Below are 14,568 nucleotides of genomic sequence, written 5' to 3'. Positions count from 1 at the left end.
CTGTGTCGGAGGGAACCGGGTCGGCGGGGAACGTGTCGGAGGGAACCGGGGCGGCGGGGAACCTGTCAGCGGAGGCCGTGTCGGGAGCCGCGGCGGACTTCTCCGCCTCCACGGTTGTCTCATCCACGGATGTGTCTGCGTCCGTCCACATGTCCACGCGGGTGTCGTCGCTCATGCGTCCTCCTCTGCGTGCAGGGCGTTCGCGTCCGCCGTGATGCGGGGGATCGCGAACGTCTGGGGTGTTCCGTCGGGGCGGTGCGTGCGCACCGTCTCGGTGTCGTCGTGACGGCCGAGATCGGCCGTCATCTGCATCAGGCCGAACAGCTCGACCGGCCTGCTCAGGTCGGCGGGCAGGGTGTTGAACGCCTCGCCGATGGTGGCGGCGCCCTCGGCAAGGCCCTCGGCCAGCGCCGCGCGCACCTCGGCAGTGAGTGGACCGCCCTGAAGGCGGACATCCGCGAAGTCGGGCCCCTCGGGTGCCTCTCCCGTGTCGGGGTCCAGTCGCGCGACGGGACGATCGTGCGCAGGAGAGTGGAAGTTCTCCTTGACGTGATCGACGTCGAGGCGCCCGGGCTGCTCCCACAGTGCCGGAACGGTGTCGCGCACGCGGGCGGTGTCCATCCAGACCGACAGCTCATCGTGCAGGGCGGCGAGCAGGCGGGTCACCTCGCGGTCCTGTGCCGAATCGTGACTGGTGATGTGCTCGCCGAGCACGCGGTGCAGTCGAGTGCGGGTGTGCTGGACGTCGCGCAGTCCGCGGCGCAGCACGTCGGTGGATCGGCGGAACACGCGCGCGTCCTCGGTGCGGACCTCCCCGGCGAAGGGGTGATCGAGGATCGTGGCCAGGTCGTCCTGAAAAGCGCGCAGCAGCTCGCGATCGTTGAGGATCGCCAGGGCACCCTCGAACGCGCGTCCCTCCTCGGTCTCCTGGGAGAGCTGGGCGCTGCGGCTGAGGTACTCCTCCAGCACTTCGCCCTTCGGGCGGTCTTCCGCGCGGAACTGCTTGATCAGGTCACGGCGCATCGCGTCCAAGGACTCCTCCACCCGGCGGAAGTCGCGCGGCAGCTGGCCCAGGAGGTCGCGCATGTTGAGGTAGCCCTCGAGCATGCGCCCATCGCCGGCACGATGCAGTTCGCCGCCGGCCTGAAGGCGGTTTCGCTCGGCGGTGAGCGCGGCGATCTCCTTGTCCAGGGCGGTGATGCGGGCGTCCCGGTCGGGGTTCGCCTCTCCGGCCAGACGACGAACGCCGTCGACGATCATCGTGAGGCGCGATTCGCTCAGCAGTGCTCGATCTGCGGTCAGGCTCTCCACGACACGCTGCGCGCCGAGGGCGGCAGAGGTCAGCTCGTACGCCTCATCGTTGTCATCGTCGTGGACGCGGTTGATCCAGCGCGCGTTCATCCACGCGGTGCAGAGGGATCGGCCGTCGCCCTGCGGAACGTCGTAGCCGCCCTCTCGCGCTTCGGCGAGGAACGCGTCGACGCGCACATGCACGCGGTCGGCCTTCACCGACTTCGCCGACTGGTCGAAGACCTCGCGGAAGACGGTGAGCACGAACGGCGCGCGCTTGGTGCGCAGCAGCCGAAGCGTGGGGCTCTGGGTGGCCGCCGAGATGCGGGCGAGCTCAGCGGTGACGTCGCTCATCGCTGCTCTCCCTCGGCCGAAATCCGTGCGGCACCGAGTGCACCGCACGGCCTTCCAGGATACCGCGGGCGGGTGGGTGTCCCCGATGCGCGCGACGAAGTGCGCTCAGGAACCGGGCGCTCAGGAGCGGCGGCGGAAGAGGCGCACGAGGAGTCGGAAGGCCAGCGCCGTGCCGGCTGTCCCGACGACGGCGCCGACGAGCGGAAGCAGACCGATGCCGGGCCCGATCTGGGGGCCATCGGCCACGGTGAACAGCCCCGCACCCACACCGATCAGCACCGCAGCCAGGACTCCCGACACGGCATCGGTCACGAGGGAGGCCGCGAAGTGGCGGTCATCGGAGTCGGCGAACGCGCGGGTGCGCACGACGAGACGGCCGCTGGCGAGGTCGTCGGAGACGCGCTCGATGCGCTCCGGCAGGCGGCGGGCGATCGACAGCGCGAGCGCCGCTTCGATCGCCCCGTGCTGGGCCAGCAGCATCGGATCCAGCGAGCGGTGGATGAGGGTCGGCAGGATGGAGCGCATCGCGGCGATCTCGTCGAATCCCGGAACGAGGGCGTGGAGGGTGCCCTGGAGCGAAGCGAGCGTACGGAAGGCGCCGGCAACATCACCCGGGACGACCACGCCGTGGCGCGAGAGGAATCGCACCAGGTCGGCGACGAGAGCAGTGAAGTCGGGAGAGCCCGCGAGGTGCAGCGTCATCAGGCGACCGAGCTCGCGCCGCATCGCGTCGGCTGAGCCGCGCTGCTGGCGGCTGCCGAGATCGAAGGCGAGGGTGAGCGCGGTCGCCGCCGCGAGGTCGTCACCGGTGAGCAGCGCGAGCAGCAGGAGTGAGAGCTGGCGTCGCGTCTCGGGATCGATCACGCCGATGGCTCCGAAATCGAGCATGCCGATGCGACCGTCGTCGAGCAGCAGCAGGTTTCCGGGGTGCAGATCGGCGTGGAACACACCGTCGACGAAAATGCTCGTCGCCACCCGTGACAGCAGCGCATCGGCGAGTTCGGCGCGGCGCTCATCGGTCAGCGTGGCGGCCGCATCCGCGAGCTTCGTGCCAGGCAGCCGCTGCATCACCAGCACGTTCTCGCGCGTGAGGTCGGCGATCACCGTGGGCGCCGTGATCAGTGGGTCGTCGGCGAGACCGGCGGCGCACGCCCGCGCGTTCCGAGCCTCCGAGCGATAGTCCAGCTCGCCGAGGAGCGAACGGCCGAGGCCTTCCGCGAGAGCGATGGCACCGACGTCACGCGCCCACCCGAAACGCTGCTCGGCACTCACCGCGAAGCGACGAAGGATGGAGGTATCGACGGTCACCTGCTGCACGGCGCCCGGGCGTCGAACCTTCACCACCACCTCCGTGCCGTCTGGCATCCGGCCGGTGTGGACCTGTGCCAGGGAGGCAGCCGCGAACGGCGTGCGATCCAGCTCGGCAAGCACCGTGCCAGGTGCACGATCCCACGAGCGGGTCAGCTCCGCTTCGACGACATCGGCGGGGAGGGCGGGCGCATCGGACTGCAGGGTGGCCAGGCTCTCGGCGAGGGCAGGCGAGACCAGCTCGGGACGCGTGGAGAGCACCTGCCCGATCTTCACGAAGGTCGGCCCGGCATCGCTCAGGGTGCGCGTGATCGCGGCCGCGAACTCGGGAGAGTCTGGGCCGTTTCGCGCGGAGCGCCAGAGGCGACTGGCCGCAGTCACGCGGAGGAGAGAGAGGTAGCGCACCGATCGCCGCGCGCCACCCGCCAGCGAGCGCGCGATATCGGCGAACGTGCCGTAGCGTCCGGTCGGCAGGAGCGCCTCGCCCATGACCAGCACGCCCAGCGCGCCGACACCGATGCCCAGCACGACCAGGAGCATGATGAACAGCCACCACAGCACGGCCTGTGTGGTGGGTGTCGCGCTCGCGGTGACGCCGAGCTGAACGGCGACCGGCTCCGCAACCCCCGCGACCACGAGCATGGCGATCAGCGCGACGACGAAGCTCCGCCAGCGAGCCGGCTGACCGTCCAGAACGCGACGAAGAAGCGCGCCGACCACGGCGGCGATCACGATGGTCATGACGACCGCCACGAGATTGCCGAACAGATACTGCATGGGAGCCGCCTCGCTGTCGTGTCGTGCTCGCTGTGGTGGGATCAGGATCGCACGTGACGGGTGTCTGCGGCAGGAACGGCGTCCGATCCCGGAACCTGGCCCCCGTCGTGCTGGGAGGATGAGGGGATGCGGGCGTTCGACATCTCCAAGATCGGTGCGGGACTCGCGTTCGCCGCCGCGGCGGCGGAGCTGTCCACCGCGCTCGACGACTCGCGAGCCGTGGTCGTCTCCGCTGCGCCGGGATCCGGGAAGACGACGCTCGTGCCGCCGCTGGTGGCGAACCGCGTGTCGGGCCGCGTCATCGTGACGCAGCCGCGTCGCGTCGCTGCGCGTTCCGCGGCTCGTCGGCTGGCGTTCCTGGACGGCACCGGCCTCGGCGATCACGTCGGGTTCTCTGTGCGTGGCGAGCGTCATGTCGGTGCCGCGACGCGGATCGAGATGGTGACGCCGGGAATCCTGCTGCGACGACTGCTCGCCGATCCCGAAGTCGACGGCGTCGACGCCGTCATTCTCGACGAGGTGCACGAGCGTGCCCTCGATACTGACCTGCTCATCGGACTCCTCGGCGAGGTGCGCGAGCTGCGGGAGGATCTCGTGCTCGTCGCGATGTCGGCGACGCTCGACGCGGACCGCTTTGCCGCGCTGCTGGGTGGCGACTCTCCCGCACCGGTGGTCTCGCACCCGGCGGTCGCGTACCCGCTCGAGGAGCGGTGGGCACCCGCACGAGCGGATCGGCTGGATCAGCGCGGTGTCACGCCCGCGTTCCTGCATCACGTGGCGACGACCGTGGTGGCGGAGCACTCCCGTGCGCTGTCGCGGAATCCCTCGGCGGACGTGCTGGTGTTCGCTCCCGGCGCGCGCGAGGTGGGCGCCATCGCGCGAGAAGCGGCGGCGCTTGCCCCGGGGGCCGAGGTGCTCCAGCTGCACGCGCAGGTGAGCGCGTTGGAACAGGATCGTGCCGTGGCGGGGCGTGCGCCGGGTGACCGGCCACGCATCATCGTGGCGACGTCGATCGCGGAATCCTCGCTCACCGTTCCCGGCGTGACCGTGGTGGTGGACACCTGCCTGTCGCGTGTTCCTCGGCGCGATGCCGCTCGCGGCATGACCGGACTCGTCACGGTGCCCACGTCGCGCGCCGCCGCGGTGCAGCGTGCCGGACGTGCGGCGCGACTCGGGCCAGGAACGGTGATCCGCTGCGTGAATGAGCGTACCTACGCTGCCGCGCCCGCGTTCCCTACACCGGAGATCCTGACCAGCGATCTCACCGAGGCCTGCCTGCTGTTGGCGTGCTGGGGATCGCCCGGGGGTCGGGGGCTGCGACTGCCCGATCCGCTGCCGACGGGCGCGGCGGCGGATGCGCAGCGCACGCTGGAATCGCTCGGGGCGACCGCTGCCGACGGACGAGCGACCGCTCGCGGCGAGCGTCTCGCGCGCGTCCCCGCCGATCCGCGACTGGCACGAGCGCTCTTTGACGGGGTGGATCTGGTCGGGGCGCAGAGCGCCGCGGAGATCATCGCTCTCGTCGCGGGGGAGATCCGTGTGGAGGATGCGGACCTGTCGGTTGCGCTGCGGGCGCTGCGCGACGGACGGCATCCGCGCACGCGGGAATGGCAGCGGGAGACGCGTCGATTCCGCGGGTTGATCGAGGGGGATCCGGGCGCGAAGGCTTCTTCGATCTCGCTCGACGTCGCGGTGGGGACGGTCGTGGCGCTCGCGTATCCGGAACGCATCGCTCGACGCGTGGGTGACGCGGATGGAGCCGCGGTGTTTCAGCTCGCGTCGGGAACGCGCGCGGGAGTGAGCGGTGCGCTGGCCTCCGCGCCCTGGCTTGCTGTCGCGGAGGTTGGCCGAGCGCAGGGCAGAACGGCAGCGGGGACCGGAGCCGTGATCCGCTCGGCCGCGGCGATCGATGAAGCGGTCGCGGCGGTCGCCGGTGCCGCGCTGCTCACGGATCGCACCGAAGCGAGCTTCGTGGACGGGCGGATCGCGGTGCGCCGCGACAAGCGACTCGGCGACATCGTGCTGTCGAGCACGCCGATGAAGGCGCGTGCCGACGACGACACCCGCGCCGCGGTGCTTCGGGCGCTGGAGCGGGACGGGCTTGCGACGTTGAGCTGGTCGGATGCCGCGGTCTCGTTCCGGGGGCGGCTGGCGCTGCTGCATCGGGAACTCGGGGCACCGTGGCCTGACGTGTCGGACGCTGCGCTCGCGGCGACGGTGCGGGACTGGCTCGGGCCCGAGATCACCGCGCTCGCAGCCGGAGCATCGGCATCGCGCGTGGATGTGCTTCCGGCGCTCCGGCGGCTGCTGCCGTGGCCGGAGGCGGCGCGGCTTGACGAGCTGGTGCCCGAGCGCATCGGCGTGCCATCCGGGTCAACCGTTCGCCTCACATACCCGTCGACCGAGGATGCGGCGGGGCAGCCGGTGGCGTCGGTGAAGCTGCAGGAGATGTTCGGGTTGACGCAGACGCCGCGCGTCGTGGACGGGCGGGTGCCGGTGCTGTTTCACCTGCTGTCTCCGGCCGGGCGTCCGGTGGCGGTGACGGCGGACCTGGCGTCGTTCTGGGCCGGACCGTACGCGCAGGTGCGCGCGGAGATGCGCGGGCGGTACCCGAAGCATCCATGGCCCGAGGACCCGCACACCCACGTCGCGACGGCGTACACGAAGCGGCGGCTGGCCGGCGCCTGAGGCGGAGTCGCCCCCGGTTCCTGAGCGAGACGAAGGGTGCTCAGGAACCGGGGGCGGGGCGTGGGGGGTTACTGGACGGACCAGCCACCGTCGGAGGCGAGGATGGCGCCGTTGATGTTCACGCCGTCGTCGCTGAGGAGGAACGTGATCGATGCGGCAAGCTGCTCGGCCGTGGCGATGGTGGGGATCGCCTGCTGGAACGGGGTGAGGCGGCCCGAACCGTACTCCGACATGTTCGGAGGCATCGGGATGCCGGTGGCGACGCCGCCCGGGGCGACGGAGTTCACGCGGATCCCCTGCGGGCCGTACATGAACGCGGCGGACTTCGTGACGCCGATGATGCCGTGCTTGCTGGCGGTGTAGGCGTTTCCGGAGGCGTTGCCGCGCAGCCCCGCTTCGCTGGAGACGTTGAGGACGGCGCCGTGTCCTGCGGCCGCCATGATCGGCAGCACGGCGCGCATCAGCTTGAACGGCGCGGTGAGGTTGATGGCGATCACGCGGTCCCAGACGGCGTCGCTGGTCTCGCCCGCGGGGGAGAAGTCGTCGTTGATGCCGGCGATGTTGGCGAGCGCGTCGATCCGCTCGCCCGCTGCGGCGATCACGGCGTCGATCGCGTCCTGCTTCGTGAGGTCGCCCGCGACGGTGACGATGTCCGCGTCGGCGAGGTCGGACTTCAGCGCGTCGAGCTTGTCGGCGGCGATGTCGGACGCGATCACCCGTCCACCCTCGCGCGCGATGCGCTCCGCCGTTGCCCGGCCGATGCCCGATGCCGCACCCGTGACGATCACGGTCTTGCCGGCGAAGCGACCCGGCGTGAACTGCGGACCCGCGGCCGCGGTCTCCTGGGGAAGCTCGCCATCGTTGGCGGCGCGCACCAGATCATCGACGACCGACTGCGGCATCGCGCCCTGACTCATCGCGACCAGCTGCTGCAGCGGGAGCGACAGCACCGGAGTGAGCTGGGTGACATCCGTGCCGCTCTGCTCGAACAGTGCGCGGACGAGGGGGCCGCCGACGGAGTCGTCCAGCCAATCCCCGATGGTGGAGTGTGCGGTCAGTGCCATGATGTCTCCTTGCTCGAGAGCGATAACGCAACGGTGCGTCTACTTATTCAAGAGTACGCCCGGTAGTCTGGGCAAGTGCCTCGTCCTCGCAGTGAAAAAGCCCGTCAGGCTGTTCTGGCCGCGATGCGCCGCGCGCTCGCGGCCGAGGGATATGCCGCGGTGACCATCGAGGGCCTGGCGCAGGAGGCCGAGGTCGCGAAGCAGACCATCTACCGCTGGTGGCCGTCGAAGGCCGCGATCCTCGGTGAGGCGCTGTTGGAGGGCGAGATCCCCGGCATGGAGGTGGCCGTGCCGATGACGGACGATCTCGCGGCCGACCTGCACGCCTGGTTCGCCACCATGTACTCGCAGCAGGCTGATGCGGCCAGTACGGAACTCGCCCGCGCGCTGATCGTGGTCACCGCGACAGATGCCGATCTGGGGCTCCGCCTCAATGCGCGCCTGGCTGCCCCCATCCGGGCGTGGGTTGATCGCCGACTGACGCTGGCGCAGGAATCCGGGCACCTGCGTCCTGGCGTGGATGCCGCTGTCGTCGCCGACCAGTTCGTCGCGCTGGCGAGCTATGCCGCGCTGCTGGGCACTCCGGTGAGCGCCGAGCGCGTGGACGCAACGGTCAGCATGCTGTTGCGGGGCATCGCAGCCTGAACGGAATGAAGAGCGCCGACCCATCGACGACGGGTCGGCGCTCTTCACTTCCGGTCTCAGACCAGGGACCAGCCCACGGCGTCGAGCCGGGTGCGCACGCGTTCGATGTCCTCGTCCGAGGGCAGCTCGTTGAGAGACTTCGACAGCAGCACCTGCGCGTCCACCGTCGACAGCTGCTCCCCCGGGTCCGCCTGGGCGATCAGCACGTCGCACACCATCTGGATCTCCGCATCGGTCAGTCGCGGACGCAGCAGCGCGAGCACCGGGATGCGATCCACCGGCGGCACACCCTGCGGGTAGCCCGCGCTCAGCCAGCGCAGCACCTGCGCGAGGACGCTCTCCTCCGGCTCGGCGTCGGACGCGGCTGCGGCAGCGGCAGCGGCAGCGGCCTCGCGCATTGCGCCGTTGCTGAGCGGCCAACCGGCAGCGGCGAGACGCGCCGCGACCGTACGCACGTCGTCCTCCGCTGCCTCCTCGCGCGTGACGCGGGTGATGGCCTCACGGATGTGAGACAGGCGCACCGGATCCTGGTCCACCCGCTCCAGGGCCACGAGGACCTCGGCGAACTCCTCGTTCGACAGCGTCCGACGCAGCAGTGCCAGCAGCGGCGTGTAGTCCTTTGGGGGAACGCCCTCCGGGTAGCCGGCGCGCAGCCAGCCGAGCACCTGCGACAGCAGGCCGGTGCTCACTGGCCCGCTCCGAAGAGGGAGATGCCGAAGTAGTGATAGATGCTCAGCCGCGTGATCCACAGCACCGCGGCCAGCGCCACCAGCACCACGATCGCGAAGATCGCGTAGCCGCTCACGAGCAGCGACGGGCGGCGGGCACCGGGTGCTTCATCGTTCACCTCGCGGCTGCCGGCGGACTGCAGCCGCATCCCGACGGCGAACAGCGCGGGAAGGCCCGCACCGAAGACCAGACCCAGCGCCAGCACGCGCAGCGCGGCCATACCCATCTCAGCGATGTCGATGTTCATGTCGTCTCTCTTTCGAATGCGGGTCAGTGGGCCGCGGGAGCGACGTCGGGAACGACCTTGCCGTCCCACTCTGCGTTGACGTTGTTGTGGTCCACCTTCTGGCGGCGGCTGCGCACGAACATGGCGCCGGCACCGACCAGCAGCAGAGCGAACACCACGAGGGCGCCCGGAAGTCCGCCGATGCCCGCGGCGATGAAGTAGCAAATCGCGCCGACGATGGCGGCGGCGGGCATCGTGATGAGCCACGCGGTGGCCATCCGACCCGCGACGCCCCAGCGCACGGTCGCGCCGGGCTTGCCGACGCCGGATCCGAGGATGGAGCCGGTGGCGACGTGCGTGGTCGACAGCGCCATGCCCATCGCGGACGAGGTCAGGATGATCGAGGCGGACGCCGCCTCGGCGGCCATGCCCTGCGGGGAGTCGATCTCCACGAGACCCTTGCCGAGCGTGCGGATGATGCGCCAGCCGCCCATGTAGGTTCCGAGGGCGATCGCGATGCCGCAGACGAAGATGATCCAGATCGGCAGACCCTCGGTGTGGATCTGCTCGGTCGTGAGTGCGCCGTGCGCGATGAGGGCGAGGGCGATGACGCCCATCGTCTTCTGTGCGTCGCCGGTGCCGTGCGCCAGCGAGACGAGCGATGCGGTGCCGATCTGGCCCCAGCGGAAGCCCACCTCGCGGTGCTTGGCGTGCACGCGGGAGGTGATCGCGTAAATCAGCCAAGTTCCCACCGCGGCGACGGCACACGCGATGACCGGCGACAGGAACGCCGGGATGATGATCTTGCCGAGGATGCCCGCCCAGTTCACCGTGGCCGCACCCGCGATTCCCGCACCGATCAGACCGCCGAAGAGGGCGTGCGAGGAGCTCGATGGCAGGCCGAGCAGCCAGGTCAGCAGGTTCCAGAGGATGCCGCCGACGAGACCGGAGAAGATGATGATCATCGCCGTCTCGGCCGACAGCCCGGGCACCAGTGAACCCTCCGGCGTCTGGATCGTCAGCACGTCCTTGGTGATGGTGGCTGCCACCTCCACGGACAGGAACGCGCCCACCAGATTGAGGACGGCGGACAGCGCCACGGCCACCTTGGGCTTCAGCGCTCCGGTCGCGATGGAGGTCGCCATCGCGTTACCCGTGTCGTGGAAGCCGTTGGTGAAGTCGAAGCCCACGGCGGTGATGATCACGAGGATCAGGATCAGTAATTCGGCAGTCACGTCGGCAAGTGTTCTCCTCCTCTGGAGGCCCCCGAGGCGATTTCCGAGGATCGCCCGATGATGTTCATGCAGCGTTCATGCAAGTGTGCGTTGTGCATATTCTTGGCGTCGGCGTGACGGCCGTTCGTTCAGGCACCCCGCCTAGAATCGACAGGTGTCCACCCCTGATTCCGCCGCGTCTGAGCGCGCCCTCGAGCCGGCCCTCGACCCCGAAGAGCTCGAGATCGCGCTACGCGTGCTCGCGCAGACCACCGAGCTCGACCCGACGCACCCCGACTTCATCCGCGTCCGCCGTGCCACCGCCGGAATGTTCCGGGCTCACAAGCGCGCCCGCCGCAAGGAGATCCGCGAGTCCATCGCGGAGGCCGACCGCTCGGTCGTCGCGGCCACGGCAACCGGCTCGCCGGATCGCATCGACGATGAGACGCGCGGCGTGGACATCTCCACGCGCACCGCGTCTCCCTCCGCGGGCGAGCTGCGTAAGCCCCGCAACTGCTACATCTGCAAGCAGCCCTACACGCGGGTCGACGCGTTCTATCACCAGCTGTGCCCGGAGTGCGCGGAGTTCAACCACAGTCGCCGTGATGCGCGCGCCGACCTCGCCGGCAAGCGTGCGCTTCTCACGGGCGGGCGCGCCAAGATCGGCATGCACATCGCCCTCCGCCTGCTGCGTGACGGTGCCCACCTGACCATCACCACCCGCTTCCCGCGCGATGCCGTGCGTCGGTTCTCCGCGCTGGAGGACTCCGCCGACTGGCTGCACCGTCTCCGCGTCGTGGGTATCGACCTGCGCGACCCCGCGCAGGTGATGGGGCTGGCAGACTCCGTGGCGGCGCAGGGGAACCTGGACATCCTGATCAACAACGCCGCCCAGACGGTGCGTCGCTCGCCTGGTGCCTACTCGCTCCTCGCCGATGCCGAACTGCAGCCGCTGCCCGATGGCCCGCTGCCGGAGATGGAGACCTTCGGGCACACCAACGACCTGCATCCGCACGCGCTGCAGGCCTCGGTCGCCGAGCACCCGCTGCTGTCGGTGGCCTCGCTCGCGGGAACGGTGGGCGTCGGCGCCCCGGCGATCACCGCCGACGAGCTCGCGCGACTCGCCATGGCACCCGGCTCCTCGTCACTCGCCAAGCACCACGACGGCACGGCGATCGACGCCGGCGGGCTCGTGCCCGACCAGGAGCGCGTGAACACCTGGGTGCAGAACATCGGCGACGTGGACCCGCTGGAGATGCTCGAGGTGCAGCTGTGCAACACCACCGCGCCCTTCATCCTCATCAACCGACTCCGCCCCGCGATGGCGGCGGCCGGGCGCTCGTATGTGGTGAACGTGTCGGCGATGGAAGGACAGTTCGCCCGCCGCTACAAGGGCCCCGGCCACCCGCACACCAACATGGCGAAGGCGGCGCTGAACATGCTGACCCGCACATCGGCGGGGGAGATGTTCGAGTCGGACGGGATTCTCATGACCGCAGTGGACACCGGCTGGATCACGGACGAGCGTCCGCACTACACGAAGGTTCGCCTCGCGGAGGAGGGCTTCCACGCTCCGCTGGACCTCGTAGACGGTGCCGCTCGCGTGTACGACCCGGTCGTACGCGGGGTCGCGGGCGAGGACCTGTACGGCGTGTTTCTGAAGGACTACAAGCCGCATCCCTGGTGATGTGTATGACCCCAATATTGGGGTCATTCGAGTGTGGTCAGTACACGCAGTGATCCGAGACTCTGCAAGATTCAAGTGAGACAACTCGAATTACCCCAGCGCGTCCCCGCACCTCACCCTGCGACAGTTGTCGGTCCAGGGCTCTGAAACCTCACTTGCTTCGTGCGCGTGCGCGTGAAGCGGATCGTTGGCGACGCGCGCATCGAAAGGAAGCGCAAGTGAGCCACCAGGTCCCGAAACGAGAGCGAGCGCGGGGGCGCCGCACGATTCTGAAGCGGACTGGTGCGGCCGCTGCTGGATTCGCCACTGTCATCGCCGGTGTCGTCCTTCCCGTCACCGCGGCGAGTGCCGCAGAAGACGTGATCACGGTCACGAACCTCACCAACTGTCAGGACCCGGGGTCTTTCGGTGCGGCTCTCGCTGCAGCGAACGCCTCGACCAACCCGGATGGCGTGAAGATCGAGTTCGATGCGGCCCTCGCCGGAACCGGTCCGATCATGCACCCCGGCACCGTCTGCAAGATGTGGGACCAGCCCATCGGCACGGGAAATGAGCTCGCCGGCGCGCTGGGCGCTCGCTATCTCATCGATGCGGACATCCCCGTTACCATCGACTTCACCAACCTGGATGGCATCGACACCACCACGGACGCCGATTTCGCCGGCATCTACGTCCACTCGGACAACGTCACGCTCTCCAACCTGGACAAGCTGAAGTCCGGTGCTGCTGGTCTAGCCATCGACGGCACCAACGTGTCCGTCGACAACATCAGCTTCTCCGATTCGGACAGCCCGATCGCCGAGGTCGGCGTCGCGCTGCTGAACGGCGCGACCGACGTCTCGATCACCAACAGCACGTTCGAGAGCCAGTGGTGGTCTTCGATCCTGATCGACGGATCGCAGGCTACCCCCACCACCGTGACGAACATCACGATCGACAACATCACGAGCCGCGGCGTCGAGTCCTCCTACGGACACATCGATATCGAAGATGGTGCTGTGGTCAATGGTCTTTCGATCACCAACAGCGACTTCGGGGCTGCGGCCGAGGCCTTCACCACACCGACCTTCTACATCAACCCGGCGGTCACCACCACGGGCCTGACCTTCAACAACAACACGATGACGCAGGGCACAGGCCCGGAGCGCAACGTCGTGATGTTCGAGGGTGGCGCCGGCAACACGTCGTCGTTCACGGACACCGTGTTCGATGGCAACACCTTCACGGGCATCTCGCGTCTGCAGCCGCTCTCTCGCATCATCGGTGCGAACAGCGGCACGTGGACCGGTCTGGCATACACCAACAACACCTCGTCCTTCACGCGTGGCATCCTCATGAACGGCACCGTCACGGACGCGCTGTTCGACGGGAACACGTTCACCGAGGTGCGCGAGCCGAACGGCGGTGCGCTGAGCCTCGGCCTCTCCGGGGCATCCGTGATGACGGATGTCACGGTCTCGAACAACTTCTTCGACACGCCGTGGTCGGATGACGGCATCCGCGTTCAGGGCGCCAATGCCGAGAACGTCGTGATCGAGAACAACAAGATCCATGACTTCCACGCGGACATCAGCAAGTCGGCCATCGCGCTGATCGCTCCCGGTACCAACAACGTGGTGCGTAACAACGAGCTGATCCAGCACCTGGAGCGCGGCGACAACGTCGATCTTCCGGCGAACATGGCCAACCACTGGGCCGTGTACGTGTGGGGCTTCGCGGGTGCTGCGACCCCCGACGCCACCGTCGGCTGGAGCGTGCTGAACAACCACATCGACGGCTTCGGCGGCAACCCGAACATCCCGACCGAGGCACCGATCACGGACAACGCGATCGGCAAGACCCTGATCACGGGTAACACGTTCGGTCCGAACACGCGTGGCAGCTTCGACCCGGAGACCGAGAACCTCGGTTACTGGTTCGTGTGGAACAACGGGGCACTCGCCAACAACCGCGTGCAGACCTTCCGCGCCGAGAGCGTCATCTACAACGGCTCCACGGCGACCTTCACGGCGACTCAGCCGGCACCTGAGGCGGGCAACAACGCCGCCGTCGGTCCGGTGACGCTGCACGTGTACTGGACGGCAGACGACCACGCTGAGGAGTACCTCGGATCGGTCGACAACGTCACCGCGGGCCAGAAGGTCACGGTCGACACCGCGCACACGTCGGGTTACCTCCGCGTACAGACGGTGGACGCCAACGGCTACGTCTCGCAGTACTCCAGCGTCGACAAGAACATCGTCGTCGCCCCGGCCGCTCCGGTCGTGACGGAGACCACCGAGACGACCGCAGACGGCACGGGTACGCCGGCCGCGACGGTTGAGGTTCGTGACGCTGACGGCACCGTTGTCGGTACGGCGACGGTTGGTCCGGATGGCACGTGGACCGTTGACGGTCTCGTCTGCGGTACGGACTACACCGCTGTGCAGGTCGTCGATGGTGTGGACAGCACCGAGACGCCGTTCACCACGGCTGACTGTGTTGTTGCTCCGACGGCTCCGGTTGTGACGTCGACCACCGAGACCACCGCAGTGGGTACCGGTACGCCGGCTGCCACGGTTGAGGTTCGCGATGCTGACGGCACCG

The 14,568-nt window shown here is 69.0% G+C and carries 10 protein-coding genes; 4 read left to right on the top strand and 6 right to left on the bottom strand.

From position 1 onward, the window contains the following. Positions 1–171: 171 nt before the first annotated feature. Together ACI3KU_RS18710 and ACI3KU_RS18705 are read right to left on the bottom strand one after the other, a co-directional pair. Complete coding sequence (locus tag ACI3KU_RS18710; protein ID WP_404923850.1) at positions 172–1,644, bottom strand: DUF3375 domain-containing protein; 1,473 nt, start codon at positions 1,642–1,644, stop codon at positions 172–174. Positions 1,645–1,764: 120 nt separating this feature from the next. Next, complete coding sequence (locus ACI3KU_RS18705; RefSeq protein WP_404923849.1) at positions 1,765–3,729, bottom strand: ABC1 kinase family protein; 1,965 nt, start codon at positions 3,727–3,729, stop codon at positions 1,765–1,767. A 126-nt stretch (positions 3,730–3,855) separates the two neighbouring features. Between ACI3KU_RS18705 and hrpB the strand changes: the two genes are divergently transcribed. Further along, a complete protein-coding gene (hrpB, locus tag ACI3KU_RS18700; protein ID WP_404923847.1) occupies positions 3,856–6,417 on the top strand; it encodes an ATP-dependent helicase HrpB in 2,562 nt (853 codons plus the stop codon). Positions 6,418–6,485: 68 nt separating this feature from the next. Here hrpB and ACI3KU_RS18695 read toward each other — a convergent pair whose 3' ends face one another. Then, positions 6,486–7,481 carry an SDR family NAD(P)-dependent oxidoreductase gene (locus tag ACI3KU_RS18695; protein ID WP_404923846.1) on the bottom strand — a complete coding sequence of 332 codons (996 nt, stop codon included), beginning with the start codon at positions 7,479–7,481 and terminating at the stop codon, positions 6,486–6,488. A 75-nt stretch (positions 7,482–7,556) separates the two neighbouring features. Here ACI3KU_RS18695 and ACI3KU_RS18690 point away from each other — a divergent pair, with 75 nt between their 5' ends. Next, positions 7,557–8,126: a TetR/AcrR family transcriptional regulator gene (locus ACI3KU_RS18690; protein ID WP_404923845.1), complete on the top strand. Its 570-nt coding sequence runs from the start codon at positions 7,557–7,559 to the stop codon at positions 8,124–8,126. A 56-nt stretch (positions 8,127–8,182) separates the two neighbouring features. Here ACI3KU_RS18690 and ACI3KU_RS18685 read toward each other — a convergent pair whose 3' ends face one another. From ACI3KU_RS18685 to ACI3KU_RS18675, 3 genes are read right to left on the bottom strand one after another with little or no spacing between them, the layout of a single operon-like run. Beyond that, positions 8,183–8,815, bottom strand: coding sequence for a DUF3349 domain-containing protein (locus ACI3KU_RS18685; protein WP_404923844.1), 633 nt, complete (start codon positions 8,813–8,815; stop codon positions 8,183–8,185). Continuing rightward, complete coding sequence (locus ACI3KU_RS18680; protein WP_404923843.1) at positions 8,812–9,102, bottom strand: hypothetical protein; 291 nt, start codon at positions 9,100–9,102, stop codon at positions 8,812–8,814. The genes ACI3KU_RS18685 and ACI3KU_RS18680 overlap by 4 nt, the downstream gene beginning before the upstream one ends. Positions 9,103–9,125: 23 nt before the next feature. Then, positions 9,126–10,316, bottom strand: coding sequence for an anion permease (locus ACI3KU_RS18675; protein WP_404923842.1), 1,191 nt, complete (start codon positions 10,314–10,316; stop codon positions 9,126–9,128). 154 nt (positions 10,317–10,470) lie between these two features. Between ACI3KU_RS18675 and ACI3KU_RS18670 the strand changes: the two genes are divergently transcribed. Then, positions 10,471–11,982 carry an SDR family NAD(P)-dependent oxidoreductase gene (locus ACI3KU_RS18670; protein WP_404923841.1) on the top strand — a complete coding sequence of 504 codons (1,512 nt, stop codon included), beginning with the start codon at positions 10,471–10,473 and terminating at the stop codon, positions 11,980–11,982. A 218-nt stretch (positions 11,983–12,200) separates the two neighbouring features. Continuing rightward, positions 12,201–14,568 (top strand): Ig-like domain-containing protein (locus ACI3KU_RS18665; RefSeq protein ID WP_404923840.1); only part of this gene is annotated, 2,368 nt, incomplete at its 3' end.

Source organism: Microbacterium sp. ZW T5_56, assembly GCF_044987425.1.
In the GTDB taxonomy this organism is placed as follows: Bacteria; Actinomycetota; Actinomycetes; order Actinomycetales; family Microbacteriaceae; genus Microbacterium.
This window is presented reverse-complemented; position numbering and strand designations above follow the sequence as displayed.